This is a genomic window from Xenorhabdus griffiniae (assembly GCF_001028135.1).
GTDB classification, from domain to species: Bacteria; Pseudomonadota; Gammaproteobacteria; order Enterobacterales; family Enterobacteriaceae; genus Xenorhabdus; species Xenorhabdus bakwenae.
Map to the genome: position 1 here is coordinate 1 of NZ_LDNM01000136.1, position 1,715 is coordinate 1,715.

At 47.8% G+C, this 1,715-nt stretch carries 2 protein-coding genes; both read right to left on the bottom strand.

Translation table 11 applies throughout. The annotated features are described in order from the left end of the window. Window positions 1-75: 75 nt before the first annotated feature. Complete coding sequence (locus tag AAY47_RS18655) at window positions 76-945, bottom strand: integrase domain-containing protein (protein ID WP_047771797.1); 870 nt, start codon at window positions 943-945, stop codon at window positions 76-78. A gap of 313 nt (window positions 946-1,258) precedes the next feature. Then, complete coding sequence (locus AAY47_RS21890; RefSeq protein ID WP_152669844.1) at window positions 1,259-1,471, bottom strand: hypothetical protein; 213 nt, start codon at window positions 1,469-1,471, stop codon at window positions 1,259-1,261. Window positions 1,472-1,715 lie beyond the last annotated feature (244 nt).

The window sequence follows — 1,715 nt, forward strand, 5'->3', positions numbered from 1 at the left end:
GACCATTAGATTTTGCTAATGGCGGGAATACTTTAACTGATTGTTTTAGCTTACTCAATAACTGAACGGCTAAGTTTAACGGCTATAAACCCTTTCAACATAACGCCCGCGGCCATCGCCATGACCCAAATCCATTGAAACCAGTGCCCTTGCTTCCTGACGACTAAAACCATTCTGTTGGTAAAAAGCCAACGCATCCTGCGCCCACGCATAGCGCAAACTATGGGGAGAATGGCAGCCTGTTAAACCAATTCTTGTGGTCTGTGTCCGCCAGTAGTTCATGGCCTGCTTGAGATCCGGCTTATCAATCAACCTGCCGCCTCGTTGTTCTGCAATGGCAATAGCCTGCCCGACAGCTTCTTTCACCGCCGCAACATTCAAGATACGGGTTTGCCTTGGCCGACCGCCCTTTGTACCGAAAACAACATGCAGTTTTGGCTCTGGTTGTTCTAACTGTTTGCGCCAGCTTTTTAATGAAGCACTGCATTGCACCGCTTCCTGAGAACGAAGCTCCAGCAATCGGGCGAGTTTCAGTGTGACGGCAAATCCGGCATCACGTTCAAGTGCTGTCTGATAAACAACCTGAAACGTGGCATCAGGGATCGCCTGTTTCGTTCCGGCGCGGCTGGTTCCACTTAATCCCAATGCCTGATTACTCAAGCGCGGCGAGGTTTCGAGCTTCTCCCGGCCTGCCATGCGAAAAATATTACGCAGTGCGGCCATTTCATTTTGCACCGTTCGCTTGGCAATCCCCTGAGATAAACGGGCACTAACATACTGTTCTACATGTTTGGCTTTCAAATTATTAAGGTTTTTAACCTGAATATTCAGACTCAATAACAACGCGCCCAAACGTCCTGCGATCCGAATACGGTCATGGCAGGTCTTATGACTGCCACCACCTTGCCGGGCAAAAAATTTTAATTCTTTAATCAATCGACTCATTGGCTTCCCCTTGCTGATACCTGACAACATGCGATCTCTGGCGCGCGACAGTGTGGCAAAACAGGCAATGCCTGCTTTACCTTTGACGGATATCTGTGCGCCAGAGTGAACGCAGGTTGAGGTATTGCGGGGTATCGGTTGAGTACACGGTACTGCCGCCTGCGTGTGCAGGTCATCCCCACCGGCAAAAAGCCAGCCTCGATATCGTCAAGTTCTCCTTTTTCAATCTAAAAATGCAGTGTCAGATTCACTGAGTGGTTAAGCAGGCGTGAGCCTGTCAGGGTTCGATTGTTCTTTGGCTGCGGCGTCACTTTCAGCGGTAAACCGGCAAAAAGTGACGCCTTGAGTTCCGCGAACGGTCAGCAAAAGTCGTACAAGCGCTGAAATGCCCACAGGCACAGCAAAACGCCGCAAGGTTCAGTGTCAAACGGTAGCAATGAGTTAATTGTTTAGGTGTAGAAAGTTTATCTGCTGAATAATTCAAGCAGAGATAGCGAGAAGTATGAATCGGATGCGCGAAAGCCATCCTGTTGTTCATTGAAGATAAAGGAAAATAGGCTTTATGTTGATATAAAGGATAAGTGCATGACTTAATGTTCATTACACTTGACTGGCAATATAAAAACACCTTTTGGGTGTATTTTTCAGTTTAAGAAACCTTCATCGCCAGACAAGGGGTTTATGTCTGACAATATCTGCTTCCAAAGGTGCGCAGATGTACCGCAATACTTGCTCTCCCTTTCAGGCTACGGGAGTTAATGAGATGGTCT

Bases quoted from the DNA above. Each gene is read 5' to 3' on its own strand.
- AAY47_RS21890 (WP_152669844.1), bottom strand. From the start codon at position 1,471: ATGGCTTTCGCGCATCCGATTCATACTTCTCGCTATCTCTGCTTGAAT.
- AAY47_RS18655 (WP_047771797.1), bottom strand. From the start codon at position 945: ATGAGTCGATTGATTAAAGAATTAAAATTTTTTGCCCGGCAAGGTGGT.